11 protein-coding genes are annotated in these 18,438 nt (G+C 62.9%); 3 read left to right on the top strand and 8 right to left on the bottom strand.

The features are described 5' to 3' along the window. Nucleotides 1-130: 130 nt before the first annotated feature. The 4 genes from IEX85_RS12280 to IEX85_RS12265 form a co-directional block, all read right to left on the bottom strand. Nucleotides 131-2,962 (bottom strand): FAD-binding and (Fe-S)-binding domain-containing protein, encoded by a 2,832-nt coding sequence (locus IEX85_RS12280; protein ID WP_188860877.1) that lies wholly within the window; start codon nucleotides 2,960-2,962, stop codon nucleotides 131-133. Nucleotides 2,963-3,064: 102 nt separating this feature from the next. After that, nucleotides 3,065-4,450 carry a TRAP transporter large permease gene (locus tag IEX85_RS12275; RefSeq protein WP_188860876.1) on the bottom strand — a complete coding sequence of 462 codons (1,386 nt, stop codon included), beginning with the start codon at nucleotides 4,448-4,450 and terminating at the stop codon, nucleotides 3,065-3,067. An 88-nt stretch (nucleotides 4,451-4,538) separates the two neighbouring features. Then, nucleotides 4,539-5,063, bottom strand: coding sequence for a TRAP transporter small permease subunit (locus tag IEX85_RS12270; protein WP_188860875.1), 525 nt, complete (start codon nucleotides 5,061-5,063; stop codon nucleotides 4,539-4,541). Between the two features lie 136 nt (nucleotides 5,064-5,199). Continuing rightward, on the bottom strand, nucleotides 5,200-6,273 hold the full coding sequence (locus tag IEX85_RS12265) for a TRAP transporter substrate-binding protein (RefSeq protein ID WP_188860874.1): 1,074 nt from the start codon (nucleotides 6,271-6,273) through the stop codon (nucleotides 5,200-5,202). A gap of 335 nt (nucleotides 6,274-6,608) precedes the next feature. On the opposite strand from IEX85_RS12265, the gene pdhR reads away from it, so the two are divergent. The 3 genes from pdhR to aceF all read left to right on the top strand — a co-directional run bounded on the left by pdhR (nucleotide 6,609) and on the right by aceF (nucleotide 12,365). Continuing rightward, nucleotides 6,609-7,370: a pyruvate dehydrogenase complex transcriptional repressor PdhR gene (gene pdhR, locus IEX85_RS12260; RefSeq protein WP_188860873.1), complete on the top strand. Its 762-nt coding sequence runs from the start codon at nucleotides 6,609-6,611 to the stop codon at nucleotides 7,368-7,370. Between the two features lie 266 nt (nucleotides 7,371-7,636). Next, complete coding sequence (gene aceE / locus IEX85_RS12255) at nucleotides 7,637-10,312, top strand: pyruvate dehydrogenase (acetyl-transferring), homodimeric type (RefSeq protein WP_188860872.1); 2,676 nt, start codon at nucleotides 7,637-7,639, stop codon at nucleotides 10,310-10,312. 76 nt (nucleotides 10,313-10,388) lie between these two features. Then, nucleotides 10,389-12,365, top strand: coding sequence for a dihydrolipoyllysine-residue acetyltransferase (gene aceF / locus IEX85_RS12250; protein WP_188860871.1), 1,977 nt, complete (start codon nucleotides 10,389-10,391; stop codon nucleotides 12,363-12,365). A 707-nt stretch (nucleotides 12,366-13,072) separates the two neighbouring features. Here the strand turns inward: aceF and galU are convergent. The 4 genes from galU to IEX85_RS12230 form a co-directional block, all read right to left on the bottom strand. After that, nucleotides 13,073-13,972, bottom strand: a complete 900-nt coding sequence (gene galU, locus IEX85_RS12245) for a UTP--glucose-1-phosphate uridylyltransferase GalU (protein WP_188860870.1) — start codon at nucleotides 13,970-13,972, stop codon at nucleotides 13,073-13,075. A 101-nt stretch (nucleotides 13,973-14,073) separates the two neighbouring features. After that, nucleotides 14,074-14,640 carry an elongation factor P-like protein EfpL gene (gene efpL, locus IEX85_RS12240; RefSeq protein ID WP_188860869.1) on the bottom strand — a complete coding sequence of 189 codons (567 nt, stop codon included), beginning with the start codon at nucleotides 14,638-14,640 and terminating at the stop codon, nucleotides 14,074-14,076. Between the two features lie 289 nt (nucleotides 14,641-14,929). Beyond that, nucleotides 14,930-15,823 (bottom strand): transglutaminase family protein, encoded by an 894-nt coding sequence (locus tag IEX85_RS12235; protein WP_188860925.1) that lies wholly within the window; start codon nucleotides 15,821-15,823, stop codon nucleotides 14,930-14,932. Beyond that, nucleotides 15,820-18,399: a circularly permuted type 2 ATP-grasp protein gene (locus IEX85_RS12230; protein ID WP_229721896.1), complete on the bottom strand. Its 2,580-nt coding sequence runs from the start codon at nucleotides 18,397-18,399 to the stop codon at nucleotides 15,820-15,822. Before IEX85_RS12230 ends, IEX85_RS12235 begins: the two co-directional genes overlap by 4 nt. Nucleotides 18,400-18,438 lie beyond the last annotated feature (39 nt).

Genomic DNA, 18,438 nt, shown 5'->3' with positions numbered 1-18,438 from the left:
GGCACGTTTCGCTGCGCTCAAGGTGCCCTACACGAAGCGCACCGGAAAAGTCGGTGCGGTTCGCTGCGCTCTACTGTAAACCGCTCCTGCGTTTACAGCATTTCCATCGTCCATGGCGGTTACCGGCACCCTACGGCTGCACATTCATCGCTCGGCTGCAGCGGTCGAGCAGGTAGACGATCGAGTGGTAGTCGATGCCGCTGTGGTGGGTCAGGCCGATCTCGCAGGTGCGGCTGGTCGATACGCCTTCGCCGCAGTGCTGCACGGTGTCTTTCAATGTCCGCAGCGCCGAGGCATTGAGCTCCGGCGTGCTGAAACCCTTGTCGCCGGCGAAGCCGCAGCAGCCGATCTGCTCTGGAACCACGACCTGGCGGCTGCAGAAGTCGGCGATTCTTTTCAGCTTCCCGGTCTGGTCCAGGCGGGTGGCGCTGCAGGTGACATGCAGCGCGACCGGTTCGTCGAGCGGCTCGAATTGCAGCCGCTCGAGGAGGAAAGCGTCGATGAAGTCGACGCTGTCGTAGAGGCGAATACGCGGATCCAGCTGCTCTTTCAGTTGCAGGCTGCAGGGACTGGTATCGGAGTACACCGGCAGCGCGCCGTTGCCGGTTGCCTCTAGCAGCAGTCGCTCCGTCTCGCGGGCTTTGTTATCGGCGGCATCGAACATCCCCTTCGACTGGAAGGGCATGCCGCAGCACTGGGCGTCCAGGCCCTGTGGATAAATCACTTCGTAACCGGCCTTGCGCAGCAGCTGTTCGGTAACCTCCGCCAGCGAGCGGCTGTCGATGGCGCCGCGCGGCGGGCCCATGGTGCGGCTGGCGCAGCTGGGCAGATAGACGACCTTCGGTCGATGCGTATCGGCCCCCTTCGTTGCCAGCGGGATTCTCGCCGCTGCGGTCGGCATCGCCGGCGTCCACTGCTGCAGCCGGTTGCCGGACAGCCGGCGCAGGCCGCCGGTCAGCCGCTGCATACGTTCGCGGCCCAGCACTCCGTGGGTGGCATCGGCCAGGCGGAACAGGGTTCGGCTGGTGCGGGTCACGCCGCCGTAGTGGTCTGCCAGCCACTGCGCCAGCCGGGCATGGTTCCCGTTGTCGCGGCTGCGGATCGAGCGCGTCAGATCGCCGGTATTGATACCGACCGGGCAGGTGGTGGAGCAGAGGCCGCAGCCGGCGCAGGTATCGGTGCCCTGATAGCGATACTCCTGACGCATCGCCGCCAGACGTTCGGGGTCCTCGCCGCTGGCCTCGAGCCGGGCGATTTCGCGCCAGATGACGATCCGCTGGCGCGGCGTCAGGGTCAGGTCCCGGGACGGACAACTCGGCTCGCAGAAGCCGCACTCGATGCATTTGTCGACCAGCGGATCGGCGGCCGGCAGCGGCTTGAGATTGTCGAGATGCACCCGCGGGTCGCGGTTGAGCAGCACGCCCGGATTGAGAATGTTGCCAGGGTCCAACAATTCCTTGAGCTGCCACATCAGGCGGTAGGCGTCCTGGCCCCACTCGAGTTCGACGAAGGGGGCCATGTTGCGGCCGGTGCCGTGCTCGGCCTTCAGCGAGCCGTCGAACCGGCCGACCACGAGCTGCGCCACATCCTCCATCAGGCCTTCGTAGCGTTGCAGTGCGTCGGCGGTATCGAATGCCTGGGTGAAGACGAAATGCAGGTTGCCCTCCAGCGCATGGCCGAAGATCAGCGCTTCCGGATAATGCCACTTCCGGAACAGCGCGTGCAGTTCGGTGACGGCTTCCGCCAGGCGCTCGACCGGGAAGGCGACATCCTCGATGATCACCGTGGTGCCGGTTTTCCGGACTGCCCCCACGGCCGGAAACAGGCCCTTGCGGATGGCCCAGTAGCGGCCGTACTCGACGGGGTCGGTGGTAAAGGACAGCGGCTGGCTGGTGGGCAGGTGGGCAATCGCCGAGCTGATGGCGGCCACCTGGGTTTCGAGTTGTTCCGGCGTCGCGGCCCGGGTTTCGACCAGCAGCGCGGCGGCATCGTTCGGCAGCGCGCGGATGAAATCCGGCAGGCCCGGCTTGTCCTCCACCGAGCGCAGACCGGCGCGGTCGATCAGCTCGACCGCAGAAACCGGTGTGGCCTTGAGCAGCGCCACGGCTTCGCAACAGGTCTGCAGCCGGTCGAAAGCGATCAGCGCCGATGCCTTGTGCGGATGTTCTTCGACGGTGTGGTAGCCGATCTCGGCCATGAAGCCGAGTGTCCCCTCGGAGCCGATCATCAGATGCTGCAGGATCTCGACCGGATCCTCGAAGTCGACCAGGGCGTTGAGCGCATAGCCGGTGGTGTTCTTGAGCCGGTACTTGTGCTCGATGCGTGCCCGCAGCGCTTCGTTGGACCGGGTTTCCCGCGCCAGCCGATCGAGCTCGGCCAGCAGTGAACCATGGCTTTGGCGCAAGGCCGCGACCGACACGGGGTCGGCGGTATCGACCAGGGTGCCGTCGGCCAGGATCAGTCGCATCGACGCCAGGGTGCGGTAGCTGTTCTGGGCGGTGCCGCAGCACATGCCGCTGGCGTTGTTGGCGGCGATGCCGCCGATACGGGCGGCGTTGATCGAGGCCGGGTCGGGGCCGATCTTGCGGTTGAAGGGCGCCAGAATGCGGTTTGCCTGGGCGCCGATCACGCCGGGCCGAAGCCGTATCCGCCGTGCTCCGTCCTCAAGACGATGCCCGTTCCAGCCGTCCCCGAGCTGCACCAGCACCGAGTCGGTGATGGCCTGGCCCGAAAGGCTGGTGCCGGCGGCGCGAAAGGTCAGGGGTATCCGCTCGGCGCCCGCCCGTGCGATCAGCTCGATCACTTCCTGCTCCGACTCGACGCGGACCACGATCTGCGGAATCAGCCGGTAGAAGCTGGCATCGGTACCGTAGGCCAGTGTTCGCAGCGGATCGGTGATCAGCCGCGACTCCGGTATGAAGGTTTCGAGCTGCTGCAGGAATGCCCGGTAAGCCGGTTTCATCGTTGTGGACCTCGATTGGAAATCATAAGGCGTGACGGGTGACGGGTGACGGGTTACGGGTTACGGGTTACGGGTTACGCGTAACCCGTAACCCGTAACCTGTTACCCGTAGGCTTTCGCTGGCAGCCAGAGCACCAGCTCCGGTGCGAACACCAGGATCAGCAGGCCGATCAGCTGCAGCACGATGAACGGAATCACGCCGCGGTAGATCTGGCTCAGCTTGACCCCCGGCGGGCAGACGCCCTTGAGGTAGAACAGCGCGAAGCCCACCGGCGGTGTCAGGAAGCTGGTCTGCAGCGTCATCGCCACCAGCATCACGAACCACACCAGCTCCGGGTTGTCGACCACGCCGTAGCCGTCGATGCTCAGCCCCAGTGCCGAGATCACCGGCGCCAGCAGTGGCAGCACGATCAGGGTGATCTCGATCCAGTCGAGGAAGAAGCCGAGCAGGAAGATCACCCCGAGGATAAAGAAGATGATGCCGTAGGGGCCGAACGGCAGTCCGGTGAGGAAGGACTCGATCAGCTCGTCGCCGCCGAGCTCGCGCAGCACCAGCGCGAAACAGGTGGCGCCGATGAAGATCGCGAAGATGTAGGCAGTGGTGTTGGTGGTGCCGGCGACCACGTCCTTCAGCACCTTGAGACTGAACTTGCGGTTGTAGACCGCCAGCAGAGTGGCCCCCAGGGCACCGACGCCGGAAGCCTCGGTCGGGGTGGCGATACCGGTGAAGATCGAGCCCAGCACCACCAGTATCAGCAGCAGCGTCGGCAGCACCGCGCGCAGCACGTTGAACACCACCTTGAATGTCACCGGCTGGGCATCGGCCGGTACCGGCGCCGCCGCGGGTTTGAGCAGGCCGTAGCCGAGGATGTAGACGATGTAGAGCGCGCCCAGCATCAGTCCCGGCGCCACCGCGCCCATGAACAGGTCGCCCACCGACAGCGCCAGCTGATCGGCCATGATCACCAGCATGATGCTGGGCGGTATCAGGATGCCGAGGGTCCCTGCCGAGGCGATGGTCCCGAGCGCCAGCGGCATCGAATAGCCCTGGCGGGTCATCGCCGGCAGCGACATCACCGCCAGCAGCACCACCGAAGCGCCGATGATGCCGGTCGAGGCGGCGAGGATGATACCGATGGCGGTGACGGTGACGGCAAGACCGCCGCGCACCCGGCCGAACAGTTCCTGCATCGAGTGCATCAGCTTTTCGGCGACGCCGGACTTGTCGAGCATGATGCCCATGAAGATAAACATCGGCAGCGCCACCAGGATCCAGTTGTCCATGATCTTCCAGAGCCGGTTCACCACCAGCCCCAGGGTCAGGAAGTCGAGCCCGGTAATGGTATCGAAATAGGTATCGGACAGCTGGCCGATAAAGGCGAAAATGATGCCGATGCCGCCCAGCACCCAGGCCACCGGAAAGCCGGTGAACAGCAGTGCGATGAACGACAAAAACATCGCTATTACGAGTATTTCGTTGGCTTCCATCAGAATCAGACTCCCCGGCAAGCCGTTATATCAAGCGACAGGAACCGGCCTTCCCGGGACACGAGAACTTCATTGATTTCCATCGTTTTTATTCTCCCCGCGCCAGCAATACGATTTCACGGTAAAGCCGCGACAGCACGGCCAGCGCCAGCAGCGCCATGCTGACCGGGATCGCGCCCTTGATCAGCCAGCGCCAGGGCAGGCCGGACGGCGCCGAGGAGCTCTCGTTGATGCGCCAGGAATCGGCGACGAAGTCGAGGCTGTGCAGAAAGATCACCGCGATGAACGGCAGCAGCAGCAGCAGGATACCGAGGATCTCGATGATGCGCTTGTTGGCGGTCTTGAAGCCGGTGTGGAACAGATCCACGCGGATATGGGAGTCGGTGGTCTGGGCCAGGCTAAGGCCGAACATCACGCCGATGGCGTAGAGGTGCCACTGCAGCTCTTCGAGAGCGATCAGTCCGTGGGAAAAGCCCTTGCGCAGCACCACCTGCAGCATGATCACCAGAACCAGCGCCACGTAGCACCAGCCGATGCCGAGCGTCAGGCGTCGGATGCCTCTGTCGATGCGGTCCGCCAGCGGCACCGCCGGCAGTGTGTTGTTGTCATGCACGAAGTAATACCTTCCAAAGAAGCTGGCTGAAAAAGTGAAGGATTCTGGGGGGGCTCGTAAGGCGTAAGGCGTTAGGCGTGAGACGTAAGGATGAAACTTTACGTCCTCACGTCCTCACGTCCTCACGTCCTTACGCCTAGTTCGCCTGCTTGCGCGGCAGGAAGGCGTTGCTTTCCCACAGGTCGTAGCCCTGGCGGAACTGGCTCAGGTCATCCCAGACCTTCTTGAAGAAGGGGTCCTCGGCGGATTTCTCGGCCGCCACTTCCTGCCATTTTTCGCTGAAGGTATCAAGCATGGTCTGGTTCCAGTAGCGGATCTCGACGCCGTTTTGCCTGGCATCGGCCATCACTGGGAACTGCATCGCCTCGCCCTCGGCGATGGAGTTGGTCACCGAGGCCATGCAGGTGGTCTCGACCACGGCCTGCTGGCCTTCGCTCATGCCGTTCCAGGCGTCTTTGTTGACCAGCAGCTCGAAGATGGTCGCCTGCTGGTGCCAGCCCGGGAAGTAGTTGTACTTGACGATCTTGTTGAGACCCAGGCGGGTATCGATCGCCGGCTGGGAGAATTCGGTGGCATCGATGGCGCCCTTTTCCAGGGCGCCGAAGATTTCACCGCCCGGCAGCTGCACGGTGCCGACGCCGAGCTTTTCCATCACCGAGGCGCCGAGGCCGAAAAAGCGCATGTTCAGCCCCTGCAGGTCTTCCGGCTTCTCGATGGGCTTGGAAAACCAGCCGGAGGTCTCCGGGGACAGGATGGCGCAGGGCAGCACCTTCACGTTGTAGCCGGCGCTGTCGTACATCTCCTGGTAGAGGTTCATGCCGTTGCCGTAGTACAGCCAGGCCATGTACTCGCCGGCCTCCGGGCCGAAGGGCACGGCGGAGAACAACGCCGCGGCCGGAATCTTGCCCTGCCAGTAGCCGGCGGTGGCGTAGCCGGAGTTGACCTTGCCGGACGAGACGGCATCGAGGATCTCCGGTGGACTGACCAGTTTTCCGGGCTCGTAGATTTTCATCCGTATGGAGCCGTCGCTGACCTTGTCGAGGCGGTCGGCAACCCAGGTGATGGTAGTGCCTAGCGCCGGCAGGTTGGTGCCGAAGGCGACCGGGGTTTTCAGCAGTACCCTGTCTGCGGCGAGGCTGGATGTGGCGGCAGCGGCGAGTGTTGTGCCCAGTACGGCGGCGGAAAGCATGGACTTGGCAAAAGTTCTCATGAGGCATCCTCGATAGCAGTTCATTGTTGTTGTTGCTTCGCCGGGAGGCCGTCCGGCGTGGTCGGCCCGAAGTTTTTACGCCTAAATTGGTAATACCAATTTACCATCGGCTTGCGTTGTACTGTATTTTTTTTGATCGCTGCTTGTCAATCCCTTCCTTGTGGGTAATTCCCGGGTTCGGGAAAGGTGGTTGAACAACGGCAGGCTCAGGAGTGATAATTGGTTTTACCAATTGTTGTGCATCAGTCGGCTGTCGGCTATTCACTCATGTCATCGGCCGGAAAGGTGGCCTTGCCGCTTCCGCCGCCATCAGCGTCGAGGGAGGAACCCATCCAATGGCCTATCAAAGGGTCAAGCAGCCCCGGATTTCCGATGTCATCGTGCAGCAGCTGGAAGAGATGATTCTGGAGGGAACTTTCAAGCCGGGACAAAAGCTGCCGCCGGAGCGACAGCTGGCCGTACAGTTCGAGGTATCCCGGCCATCGCTGCGCGAAGCGCTGCAGAAACTGACCGCCAAGGGGTTGCTGGTCAGCCGTCAGGGTGGCGGAACCTATGTCTCCGAGGACCTGGGCGGGTCCTTTTCGGATCCGCTGCTCGAGCTGTTCAAGACCCACCCGGAAGCCCAGTACGATTTGCTCGAGTTCCGTCATGCCCTGGAGGGGGTGTCGGCCTATTATGCGGCGCTGCGGAGCACGGCTGCGGATCGCGAGGAGATCAAGGCGCGTTATGAGGACCTGCAGCGCTTTCATGTTGCCAAGGCGTTCGAAAAGGAGGTCGACGCCGACCTCGACTTTCACCTGGCCATCGCCGCCGCCACCCACAATATGGTGCTGCTGCACATGATGCGGGCGCTTTTCACCCTTCTGCGCCAGCACATCACCGACAACCTGCTCAATATCTATCCCCGGGCGGGCTACCGCGAGAAGATCCATGATCAGCACAGGGAGCTGATGGATGCTATCCTTGCCGGAGAGCCGGACAACGCACGCAAGGCCGCGCATCATCATCTGTCCTATGTCGAAGAGGCGCTGCTCGAGGGCGAGCGCGAGCATACGCGGCTGGAGAGGTCCCTGCGGCGGGCCAATATCAGTCAGTAGGCGCGGTCAGGGCAGTGCAGGGTCTGAAGGGCATGCCGTTTTGCGACGGTTTTGTAGTGGCTATGTCACGAAATGTATTTTTACTACAAGAAAGGCCGTGAAAGCGGTGGTTGTTGCGATCTTTTGTTGATCTGTGCATAATCGTCGACACCATTATGTAGTATTACTACAAGATAATAAGAACGAAACGATGGTCGGCGGGGCGGAGCCTGCACAACAGGCCGAACGCCTTGGCGCTTAAAGTGGGATTGACTGCTCGAACAATAATGAGTGGAGAAGGCAAAGTGCTAGATTTCGTAGAAGACATAGATCCGATTGAAACCCAGGAATGGCTGGACGCGCTGGAGTCGGTCGCCAAGAACGACGGTGACGAGCGCGCGCGCTACATATTGAAACAGCTGGGTCAGAAAGCGACCGATATCGGCGTCGGCGGCGCCGGTGCCATGACCACCCCCTACCGCAACACTATCAAGCCGAAAGACGAAGCCCGTATGCCGGGCGACCTGTTCGTCGAACGCCGCATCCGATCCTTTATCCGCTGGAACGCCATGGCCATGGTCATGCGCGCCAACGACAACAAGGAAGGTCTGGGCGGCCACATCTCGAGTTTTTCTTCGTCGGCGACGCTGTACGATATCGGCTTCAACTACTTCTTCCGGGGTAACGAAGGCGAGCAGGACTCCGACATGGTGTTCTTCCAGGGGCATATCGCGCCGGGCATCTACGCCCGTGCTTACCTCGAGGGGCGTCTGACCGAGGAGCAGCTGGACAACTTCCGCCGCGAGGTGGATGGCAACGGTCTGTCCTCCTACCCGCACCCCTGGCTGATGCCGGACTTCTGGCAGTTCCCGACCGTTTCCATGGGTCTGGGTCCGATCCAGGCGATCTACCAGGCGCACGTGATGCGTTACCTGTCCGCGCGCAGCCTGATCAACCGCGGCGACCGCAAGGTCTGGGCTTTCCTCGGCGACGGCGAGTGCGACGAACCGGAAACCCTGGGCGCCATTTCCCTGGCCGGCCGCGAGCAGCTGGAAAACCTGATCTTCGTCATCAACTGCAACCTGCAGCGTCTGGACGGACCGGTGCGCGGCAACGGCAAGATCGTCCAGGAACTGGAAGGCATTTTCCGTGGTGCCGGCTGGAACGTGATCAAGTGCCTCTGGGGTCGTCACTGGGATCCGCTGTTCGAGAAGGACGACAAGGGTCTGCTGCAGAAGCGCATGGACGAGGTCGTCGACGGCGAGCTGCAGAACTACAAGGCCAACGGCGGCGCCTATACCCGCGAGCACTTCTTCGGCAAGTACCCGGAGCTGGCGGAGATGGTTGCCGACCTGTCCGACGACGACATCATGAAGCTGAACCGCGGCGGCCACGACCCCTACAAGGTTTACGCGGCCTATCACGAGGCCTACCACCACAAGGGCCAGCCGACCGTCATCCTGGCGCAGACCGTCAAGGGTTACGGTACCGGTACTTCCGGTCAGGCGAAGAACGATACCCACTCGATCAAGAAAGTTGCGCTGGAGGATCTCAAGGCGTTCCGCGACAACTTCAACATTCCGCTTAGCGACGATCAGCTCAAGGACGTGCCGTACTACCGTCCGTCGCCCGAGTCGCCGGAAATGAAGTACATGTTCGAGCGCCGCAAGAGCCTCGGCGGTTTCTATCCGACCCGTCGTTCCGAGTTCGAGAAGCTGGAAACCCCGGCGCTGGATGCTTTCTCCGGTCAGCTCAAGTCCAGCGGCGAGCGTGAGCTCTCGACCCAGATGGCGCTGAACCGTGTGCTCAACGTGCTGGTCAAGGACAAGCAGATCGGCGAGCGCATCGTGCCGATCGTGCCGGACGAGGCCCGTACCTTCGGTATGGAAGGCATGTTCCGACAGCTCGGCATTTACAGTTCCGAAGGTCAGCGTTACGTGCCGCACGACTCCGATCAGATCATGTTCTACAAGGAGTCCAAGACCGGCCAGATCCTTGAAGAGGGCATCAACGAGTCCGGTGCTTTCTCGGCCTGGCTGGCCTGTGCGACCTCGTACAGCAACAACAACTGCCCGATGGTGCCGTTCTACATCTTCTACTCGATGTTCGGTTTCCAGCGTGTGATGGACCTGACCTGGGCCGCCGGCGACAGCCAGGCCCGCGGTTTCCTGATCGGCGCGACCTCCGGTCGTACCACCCTGAACGGCGAAGGCCTGCAGCACCAGGACGGTCACAGCCACCTGATGGCGCAGATGATCCCGAACTGCGTCAGCTACGATCCGACCTACAGCTACGAGGTTGCGGTCATCATCCAGGACGGCCTCAAGCGCATGTACCAGGATCAGGAGAACAAGTTCTACTACGTCACCACGCTGAACGAGAACTACACCCATCCGGAAATGCCGGTCGGCGCCGAAGAAGGCATCGTCAAGGGCATGTACCTGCTCAAGGAAGGCAAGGATGCGGAACTCAAGGTTCAGCTGATGGGTTGCGGTTCCATCCTGCGCGAGGTCGAGGCGGCTGCGGACATCCTGCGCGACGAGTACGGCATCGAGTCCGATGTCTGGAGCACCACCTCCATCAACGAGCTGCGCCGTGACGCTCAGGCGGCCGATCGCTGGAACCTGATGCACCCGGAAGCCGAGCCGAAAGTGGCCTACGTCACCGAGTGCCTGCAGGGTCGCAAGGGGCCGGTCATCGCATCGACCGACTACATGCGCATGTATGCCGATCAGCTGCGCGAGTTCATCCCGGCGCGCTACAAGGTGCTGGGCACCGACGGCTTCGGCCGTTCCGACACCCGCACCAAGCTGCGCGAGTTCTTCGAAGTCAACCGTCACTACGTCGTACTGGCGGCGCTGAAAGCGCTGCAGGAAGAGGGCAAGGTGCCGGTCTCCGATGTCGCCAAGGCGATGCAGAAGTTCAACCTGAACCCGGAAAAGCCGGCCCCCTGGACCGTCTGACCCGCAGGTACCCGCCGGCGACGGCCGGCGGGCTTTCAGAACTTCGAACGGTTGAAAAGATTTTGAGGACATTATCGTGAGCACAATCACCATTACAGTTCCCGACCTGAGCGGCGCTTCCGATGTGGATGTCATCGAGGTGCTGGTCAAAGCAGGCGACGTCATCGCCGAAGGCGACAGCCTGATCGCGCTGGAAACCGACAAGGCTTCGATGGAAGTGCCGGCCACCGAGGGCGGTACCGTCAAGGAAGTCATCATCCAGGAAGGCGCTACCTGCAACGAAGGCGACCAGATCCTGGTACTCGAAACCGAAGCCGCCGCGTCGGCCGAGGCGCCGGCCGAGCCGGCTCCTGCAGCCGAAGCGCCCGCTGCCGAGGCGCCGCAGGCTCCCGCGGCGGCACCGGCGGCCGCCGGCGCTGTCGAGGAAGTACGCGTTCCGGATCTCAGCGGCGCCAGCGACGTTGACGTTATCGAAGTGCTGGTCAAGGCTGGCGATGTCATCAGCGAGGGCGACAGCCTGATCGCGCTGGAGACCGACAAGGCCTCGATGGAAGTGCCTGCTCCGGCGGCCGGCACCGTCAAGGAAGTCAAAATCAGCGAAGGCGGCACCTGCAACGAAGGTGACCTGATTCTGCTGCTGGAAGTCGCGGGCAGCACCGCGGCAGCCGAAGCGCCCAAGGCCTCGGCTCCGGCTGCAGAAGCACCGGCGCCTGCCGCTGCAGCACCGGCACCGGCTCAGTCCGGCGGCACCGAAGAGGTCAAGGTTCCGGATCTGAGCGGCGCCAGCGACGTCGATGTCATCGAGGTCATGGTCAAGGCCGGCGATGTGATCGAAGAGGGCGACAGCCTGATCGCGCTGGAGACCGACAAGGCTTCCATGGAAGTGCCGGCGCCCAAGGGCGGCACCGTCAAGGAAGTCAAAATCAGTGAAGGCGGCACCTGCAACGAAGGTGACCTGATCCTGATTCTGGAAGTCGCGGGCGCGGCGCCGGCTCCGGCCGCTCAGGCCGCCGCTCCGGCACCTGCTCCGGCCGCTCAGGCACCGGCAAAAGCCCCGGCGGCAAGCGCTCCGGCGCGGGCCGAAGCCGGCGAAGCGGTTACCGCAGACCTGGTGGCGCTCGAGCAGAAGAATCGCAAGGTTCACGCAGGCCCCGCGGTACGTGCCATCGCGCGCGAGTTCGGCGTCGAGCTTGAAAAGGTCAGCGGTACCGGCCGCAAGGGACGTATCCTGAAGGAAGATGTGCAGAAGTTCGTCCGCGAGACGCTCAAGCGCATTTCCCAGCAGCCGTCGTCCGCCGCAACCGTGACCAGTGGCAGCGGCATTCCTGCGGTGCCCGAGATCGATTTCAGCCAGTTCGGCGAAATCGAGATGCAGAAGATGAGCAAGGTGGCCAAGGTCACCGCCGCGAACATGACCCGCTGCTGGCTCAACGTGCCGCACGTGACCCAGTTCGACAAGGCCGACATTACCGAGCTCGAAGCCTTCCGCAAGGAAATGAAGGATGCGGCGTTGAAGGAAGGCGTCAAGCTGACCCCGCTGCCGTTCATGATCAAGGCCGTCGCCAAGGCGCTGCAGGAGAACCCGAAGTTCAACGCTTCACTGCACGCCGATGGCGAGCACATCGTGTACAAGAAGTACATCAACATCGGTCTGGCGGTGGATACGCCGAATGGCCTGATGGTGCCGGTGATCAAGGATGCCGACAAGAAGTCGATCTACGAGCTGTCGCGTGAAGCCGTGGAACTGGCCGGCAAGGCCAAGGACCGCAAGCTGAAGCCGAACGAGATGCAGGGCTCCTGCTTCACCATCTCGAGTCTGGGCGGCATCGGCGGCACCGGCTTCACGCCGATCGTACCGACACCGGAAGTGGGCATCCTCGGCGTATCGAAGGCGGACATCGAACCGCGCTGGAATGGCAAGGAGTTCGAGCCGCGCATGATGCTGCCGCTGTGCCTGTCCTACGACCACCGGGCGATCAACGGCGGTGACGCAGGTCGCTTCCTGACCTACCTGAACAGTCTGCTGAGCGATATCCGTCGCCTGGCGCTGTAGCACTTTGGAAAAACCTTTCCAAAATCCCTTGGCTTGGGGTCCCCCGGGACCCCGGTTTTTAGCGGAAGCTACAGATAGACAGCAACAAAAAAGGCTACTCTAACGAGTGGCCTTTTTTGTTGCGTACAGAACGCACGAATCGGAGGGTGGGTGAAGGCGCGAATCCCGCGGTTCTTTCCGATTGGCACCGCATATCAACGCGCCGTAACCCGCCATATCGATCGCAGTGCAGATCGATTGGTGTCGGCTGGCAGAGCGGGTGTTGGGTTCCGCGGCTGCGCCGCTTCACCCAACCTACAGGAGATATCGAAGGCGCGAACCGGAGGGTGGGTGAAGGCGCGAATCCCGCCGTTCTTTCCGATTGGCACCGCATATCAACGCGCCGTAACCCGCCATATTGATCGCATTGCAGATCGATTGGTGTCGGCTGGCAGAGCGGTTGTTGGGTTACGCGACTTCGTCGCTAGACCCAACCTACGGGAGATATCGAAGGCGCGAACCGGGGGGGGTGAAGGCGCGAATCCGCCGTTCTTTCCGATTGGCACCGCATATCAACGCGCCGTAACCCGCCATATCGATCGCATTGCAGATCGATTGGTGTCGGCTGGCAGAGCGGGTGTTGGGTTCCGCGGCTGCGCCGCTTCACCCAACCTACAGGAGATATCGTTCCCGTCACCCGTCACCCGTCACCCGTCACCCGTCACCCATCATTCCTCGGCCAGCTGGCGTTCGAGGAAGGCGCGCAGCTCGTTGCCGGTCTGCGGGTTCTGCAGACCCCAGACCATGTTGGCCTGCAGGTAGCCGAGCTTGTTGCCGCAGTCGTAGGACTTGCCGTGCATATGGTAGGCCTCGATCGGCATCTGCTCGAGCAGGGCGGCCAGGGCATCGGTCAGCTGGATTTCGCCACCGGCGCCGCGGGGGGTGGTTTTGAGCAGCTGCATGATCTGCGCCGGCAGAATGTAACGGCCGACGATGGCGAGGTTGGAAGGAGCGCTGCCCTGCGGCGGCTTTTCGACCATGCCGCGGATGGGGTGAGCGTCGCCGCCGCTGAGGCTGGCGCCCCCGCAGTCGACGATGCCGTAGCGCTCGGCGTGAGCTTCCGGCACCGGCTCGACCATGATCTGGGCCGTGCCCTCGCGGGCAAACGCCTGCATCATGCCGGCCATGTCTGCAGGGTGGCGGTCGGTGATCTTGCGGTTTATCAGCACGTCCGGAAGCAGTACCGCGAAAGGTTCGTCGCCGACGATGCCGGCGGCGCAGAGTACCGCGTGCCCGAGGCCCAGCGCACGGGGCTGGCGTACCGACACGATCTCGACTTCAGGCGGCTGAATATTGCGCACCGAGGCCAGCTCGGCGATCTTGCCCTTGATCTCCAGCTCCGCTTCCAGCTCGTAGTGGGCGTCGAAGTGGTTTTCGATCGCCTCTTTCCCGGAGCGTGTGACCAGGATGATCTGGGTGATGCCGGCGGCGATGGCTTCCTCGACCACATGCTGGATGACGGGCTTGTCGCCGACCGGCAGCATCTCCTTGGGAATGGCCTTGCTGGCCGGCAGTACCCGGGTGCCGAGGCCGGCAACTGGAATTACGGCTTTGGTGACGGTTCGCATCGTGACAGGTTCCTGTTTTCGATTCCTGTTTGGCAGCCTGTTCTGTGCTACCCCTTAAATCAGATTAGAAGCAAGTTCCGGGCCGTGCAGCCCGGATGCCGTCAGGCGCGCGCCATGAACTTGCCGGTTTCGGTATTGATCTTCACCATCTCGCCCTGTTTGATGTATTCCGGCACCTGAATCTCCAGCCCGTTGGCGAGAATCGCCGGCTTGGTGCGACCGGTGGCGCTGGCCGACTGCATGCCGGGCACGCATTCCCGGACCTCGAGTACCACGGAGGAGGGCAGTTCGACGGTGACGATCTGGCCGTCGATCAGCAGCGCCATGATGCCTTCGAGGCCGTCGCTGAGGAAAGCGGCCTGGTCTTCGATGGTGGAGGCATTGAGGCTGTACTGGTTGTAGTCCTCAAGGTCCATGAAGGTCAGCAGGTCGTCTTCGCGATAGAGGTACGAAACCCTGCGACGCTCCAGCGCCACGCTTTTGACGACATCGTCGCCGCTGAAGGTGACTTCGTGCTTGCCGCCGTCCGGCAGCTTGCTGAAGCGGATCTTGTACAGGGTATTGGCGCCGCGCGAGGTGGGGTTGCGCACGTCGATATGCTGCACCACATAGTTGTTGCCGTTGAGTTCTACGACATGGCCACGCTTCAGTTCGGACGCTTTGGGCATCGCAGCAAACCTCATGATGAATGGTAGAGAACCGGCATTCTATTGGAAATCCATGTTTGCCTGATAGCGATATTGTAATCGTGCATTGCGTAAAAATGCCGCACCACGCATTCCCGAAACCATAGATTGGAGGATGGGTGCAGCGATGCATCGCAGAAGATTTTGGCTCTGCAGCGGATAATTGGCATCGCGGAACCCGTCATATCGATCGCATTACAGATCGATTGATGTCGGTTGGCAGAGGCTGTGTTGGGTTACGGCCCTTCGGGCCTGCAGCCAACCTACAAACTTACCGCTCCTTGATCCTGTCGACATCGACTGCGACCCGTGGCGGCTGGGATTTGCCGCCGTCGAAGATGATGCCGCCGAGCGGCGTCACGTCCGAGTAGTCGCGTCCCCAGGCGGTGGTGATGTGCTGATGTGCCGGCATGTTGTTGTTGGTCGGGTCGAACTCGAACCAGCCTTCGCCGGGCGAGTATACCGAGAACCAGGCATGGGAGGCGTCGGAGCCGACCAGCTTCTCCTGTCCCGGCGGCGGCAGGGTCTCGAGGTAGCCGCTGACGTAGCGGGCCGGGAAGCCGAGCGCGCGCAGGCAGCCGATCGCCAGGTGCGCGAAGTCCTGACAGACGCCGCGCCGGTGTTCCAGCACGTCGGACAAGGGCGTCGCCACGGTGGTGAATTCGGGATCGTAGGTAAAGTCGGTGAAGATGCGCTGGGTCAGTTCTCGCGCCGCCGACAGCAGCGGCCGGTCGGGGGCGAAGGAGGGTTCGGCATACTCGCGCAGCTCGTCTATGGTGCGCACCATTGGCGAATCGAGCACGAACTCCCGCGCCGCCAGGGTGTTCTTGCCCTGGCCTGCGCTCAGAGCCTCGAGCGCCTGGGCGCAGGTGTTGCCCAGATCCAGGTTCAGCTCGGGACTGGCGCGGGCTTCGTCGATACGAACCTCGCTGATGACCTCGATGCTGAGTTTCTTGTGCGGCACCTCGATCGAGAAGTGCAGGGTATTGTTGCCGAAGTAGTCCTTGCGCTTACGGCTGTAGGACGGCAGCGGATCGATATGCAGCTTGCTGCTGACGCAGCTCTGGTAGCTGGTATTGCGCGGCTGCAGGTGGGCCAGGTTGTAGCACAGGCTCACCGGCGACTGGTACTCGTATTCGGTCAGGTGGCGGATGCGGTAGATCATAGTTCGCTTTTCCATCCGGTGTTCACCAGCTGCTGCGGGCCGCCGGTGTGGTCGAAGAAGTCTTCGGAGATCGCCACGGCAACGGCATTGAGGCGCTGTTGCACCAGCTTCAGCAGGGTGTCGAGGGCGACCCGGCTGGCGGCGGTGGCATCGGGACCTGCCAGCAGTCGCATCTCGGCAAGCTGCACGGCGGAGTAGACCTCCAGCACCAGGCGCTGTTCGCGGGGCATCTCGGGGCCCTGGCTGCGCTTCGGCAGCTGGGCGAGGTCGGTGCGCAGCTTGTCGAGCTGATAGATCAGCGAGCGCGGGTTGCTGCGGTCGACCAGCAGCAGTCCCAGACCGCTGACGATATTGGTTTCGGCCCGGTAGCGTCGACGGTAGGTGTTGAGGGCTTCGGCGGTGAGCAGGGCCGACTCCAGCGCCAGGCCGTCGTCGCTGTCGCCGTGCACCGGAACCAGCAGGGTGCGCAGCAGGGTGGCGACCTGCTGGGCCTTTTCGAGGCGCCGGCCGATCTGCAGGAAGCGCCAGCCCAGGCCGCGGAACATGCTGTCCTGATAAAGGCCGCTGAGCGCCAGCAGGGCGGTGATCAAAGGATCCAGTGACTCTTCCGGCGCCGAGGTCATGCCGCGGGATACCGAGCCCTCGAGGCCGTTGAGCTCGTCGCGTATATCGTTGATGATGCGCTGGATGTCGGCCGACAGCAGTTCCTTCACTTCTTCGGCGCAGTTGAGCATTGCCATCAGCGAAGACTTGACGCTGCCGGTGCGATGGCTGTCGCAGATGACCGAGAGCAGCTCGGCTTCCGGGTGGGCGTAGAGTTTTGGGTCGTCGCTGGTAAAGCCCGGCAGTGTCAGCGTCATCTCGGTAACGGCGCGCAGCAGCAGCCGTTCGGAGTCCTCCGGCAGGCGTTGGGCGGCGTTCAGCTGCATGAAGACGGTTCGCAGCAGGCGGATGGCGGTATCCGCTCTTTCGCCGTAGCGGCCCATCCAGAACAGGTTTTCCACCATTCGGCTTGGCAGGTTGGTGTACTGGCGCAGCTGAGGCTGGGGTTCGTCGCCCGGGCGCGGCTGCAGCGACAGGTGTTTTTCCGGTTCCGAGGCCAGAACCCAGGTGTCCTTGCTGAGCGAGCCGATCTGGTTGGCGATCAGTCGGCTGTCGATATCGACGCCGATACGGGTGAGCCCGCCCGGCATCACGGCGTAGGCGCCCTGGCCGGCAACGGTGAAGCTGCGCAGCAATGACGGCCGCGAGGTCAGGCTGTTGTCATGCCAGCTCGGCGTCAGTGACGGCGACAGGAAGTCCTGGGCGGCGAAGTGATGGGGGTGCTGCTTGATGCGTGCGATCAGCTCCTGCTTCTGTCGGGCATCGAGGTCGCTGACGAAGACGCCGTATTCGCCGCTTCGGCGCGAGCAGCGCTTGATGACCAGCTTGTCCAGGTTGGCGAGCACGTACGCCAGGTCGTCCGGCTCGCCGCACCAGTAGCTCGGGACCGAGCTCAGCTGCAGGTCGTGGCCGAGGAAATACTGGCTGATCCTGGGCAGGTACTTGAGCAGCGCCGGGTTCTCCAGCACGCCGCTGCCCAGCGGGTTGGCGACCGCGACCCGGCCCGCGCGCAGGACCTCGAGCAGGCCGGGCACGCCCAGGTGCGAATCGCTGCGCAGTTCGACCGGGTCGCAGAAGTTGTCGTCGACCCGGCGCAGGATGACGTCGACCCGTGTCAGGCCGTCGAGGGACTTCATCCAGACGTAGCCGTTGCGCACCGTGAGGTCGCCGCCCTGTACCAGGGGGTAGCCCAGGTAGTTGGCGAGGTAGGTGTGTTCGAAATAGGTTTCGCTGTAGGCGCCGGGCGTCAGGATGACCACCGTCGGCAGGTCGCCGTTGGACAGGTTGCCCGGCGGCGCCAGCCGGTTGAGCGTATGACGCAGGGTGTTGAAAAACAGCGACAGCCGGTGGACGTGACTGTCGCGGAACAGGCTGGGAAAGACGCGCCGCATCACGGTACGGTTTTCCAGCGCGTAGCCGGCGCCGCTCGGGGTCTGGGTACGGTCGCCGATGACGACCATGCTGCCGTCGGCCGCGCGCAGCATGTCGGCGCTGTGCAGTATCAGCTGGTGCTCGCCGGGCAGCTGGACTCCCTGGCAGGGGCGCAGGAATCCCTGGTGACTGTAGATCAGCTCCGGTGGCAGGATGCCGCAGCGCAGCAGTTCACGCGGGCCGTAGATATCCTGCAGCAGCAGGTTGAGCAGCTCTGTGCGTTCAATGAGCCCGGCTTCGATCTGGCTCCATTCCTCGCTTTCCAGCAGCAGCGGGACGGGGTCGAGCCCCCAGGTGCGGCTGTTGAGGCTGTCGCTGGCCAGGGTATAGGTCGCGCCGTCGTCGCGCAGGATCCGCTCGGCCTTTAGCTGGCGCTCCCTGAGGCTGTCGCTGCCCAGCTGCTGCAGGCTGTCCAGCAGATACTGCCAGTGGCCGCGCATGCGGCCTTCCCGGTCGTAAACCTCGTCGGTCAAGCCCGGCGGCCGGGTGTAGACCATCGGGTCCGGCGGGTCGCCGGTCATTTTGTTTCCGGTCACGCTCATCGAAAGTTAACCTGTCCCGTTGCGCACGGTTGTATACCG

Source organism: Marinobacterium nitratireducens (genome assembly GCF_014645375.1).
Lineage (GTDB): Bacteria > Pseudomonadota > Gammaproteobacteria > Pseudomonadales > Balneatricaceae > Marinobacterium_A > Marinobacterium_A nitratireducens.
This window is presented reverse-complemented; position numbering and strand designations above follow the sequence as displayed.